This is a genomic window from Aminobacter ciceronei, from assembly GCF_014138625.1.
GTDB classification, from domain to species: Bacteria; Pseudomonadota; Alphaproteobacteria; order Rhizobiales; family Rhizobiaceae; genus Aminobacter; species Aminobacter ciceronei.
Genome location: NZ_JACJHY010000090.1, coordinates 1 through 1744 on the forward strand (window position 1 = coordinate 1; position 1744 = coordinate 1744).

The window sequence follows — 1744 nt, forward strand, 5'->3', positions numbered from 1 at the left end:
TTGTAGCGCCATTTTAGAGATGCGACACATGAGCCGGTTAGAGATGCGACAGTCGTCGCCTCTTGGGATGCTGGTCAAATGTCAGCGTTTGGAAGGAAGACTGGCGACGTGAAGCGTGGCTGAGCCCATGAGCGTTCGGAGTCGTCATGTCTTGTTTGATCGTCATGTCGCAGAAAGAATTGCATCGTCTTGAACTGATCCAGCGGGTTCGTGGGCGTCGCCTGACGGTCGTCGCGGCGGCCAAGCTGCTTGGTCTTAGCCGCAGTCAGGTCCATCGGCTGTTGCAGGCCTATGACCTGGCCGGCGCCGATGGTCTTGTCTCGAAGAAGCGCGGGCGTCCGAGCAACCGGCGCCACAGCGAGGATTTCCGCAATCTGGTGCTCGATCTGGTGCGTGAACATTACGTGGATTTCGGACCAACGTTGGCGGCCGAGAAGCTGGTCGAACGCCACCGGATTGCCGTCAGCAAGGAGACGCTGCGTCAGTGGATGATGGCCGCCGGCATCTGGGTGTCGCGCCGCGAGCGCAAGAAGCGGGTTTTCCAGCCGCGCGGCCGGCGCGATTGTTTCGGCGAACTGGTCCAGATCGATGGCTCGCATCATTGGTGGTTCGAGAGCCGTGGTCCCAAATGCGCCCTGCTCGTTTATATCGATGATGCCACCGGCAAGCTGCTGCATCTGCGCTTTGCGACTTCAGAGAACACTTTCGACTATCTGCACGCGACGAAGGCGTATTTGCAGCAATGGGGCAAGCCGATCGCGTTCTACAGCGACAAGCATGGGATCTTCCGTTCGACCCATGCTTCGGAGAAGGACAGGACCAGTGGCCTGACGCAGTTCGGGCGGGCGCTTTACGAGCTCAACATCGACATCATCTGCGCCAACACCCCGCAGGCCAAAGGGCGCGTCGAGCGCGCCAACCAGACGCTGCAGGATCGCCTGGTCAAGGAACTGCGGCTGCGCGGCATCGACACGATCGCGGCGGCCAATGCCTATGCGCCGGAGTTCATGGCCGACTTCAATCGTCGCTTTGGCAAGGTGCCGCGTAATCCGAAGGACATGCATCGGCCGTTTGCCGCGCATGAGAACCTCGACGGCGCGATGTGCCGCAAGGAGATCCGCAAGCTGTCGCAGGCCCTGACGCTACGCTATGACAAGGTGTTGTTCCTCCTCGACCCGACGGACCTCGCCAAGGCGCTCGCCGGCACGAAGCTCATTGTCTGCGACTATCCCGATGGTCGCCTTGAGATCATCCACGAGGGGACGTCCCTGCCCTACAGAACCTTCGATACGTTGCGCTCGGTACACAGGTCCGAGGTGGTTGAGAACAAGCGGCTTGATGACATGCTGGCAGTGGTGGCCGAGCTACAGGTGGGGCGAGAGCAGCAGCGCAGCAAGGGTGGGCCAAGCCGCGCCGGTCAGACGGATCATCTGTTCGGCATTCGTGATGGCAGCCTGAGCAATGGCTATCAGAAGCGTGGCACGAAGCCCGGCAGGAAGACGGACGTCACCAAAGACCCCGTGGTTATGGCCCGGCGACAGCAGGCATTGGCACGGCAGCGTATGTTGGCGCTGGAGCCATCCGCCGCCGACCGGGCTGCGCAACCCTGACCAGCTCCGCCCGGCCGGCGGCTTGCGCCTGCGTATTGAGAAAATATGCTCGCTTGAAACCGCAGTAATAAACGATAGTATCGTGTCGCATTTCTAAGTTGACTGCTTTGTCTCATCTTTAAATTGCTGTGACA

Annotated in this window: 1 protein-coding gene; it reads left to right on the forward strand. The window is 60.3% G+C overall.

Annotation, left to right across the window (positions count from 1 at the left end):
- Positions 1-146 precede the first annotated feature (146 nt).
- Positions 147-1610 (forward strand): ISNCY family transposase, encoded by a 1464-nt coding sequence (locus tag HNQ95_RS33310; RefSeq protein WP_182576254.1) that lies wholly within the window; start codon positions 147-149, stop codon positions 1608-1610.
- The last annotated feature ends 134 nt before the right edge of the window (positions 1611-1744 follow it).

Excerpts from the sequence above, each read along its gene's own strand:
- HNQ95_RS33310 (WP_182576254.1), top strand. The coding sequence starts at position 147 with ATGTCTTGTTTGATCGTCATGTCGCAGAAAGAATTGCATCGTCTTGAA.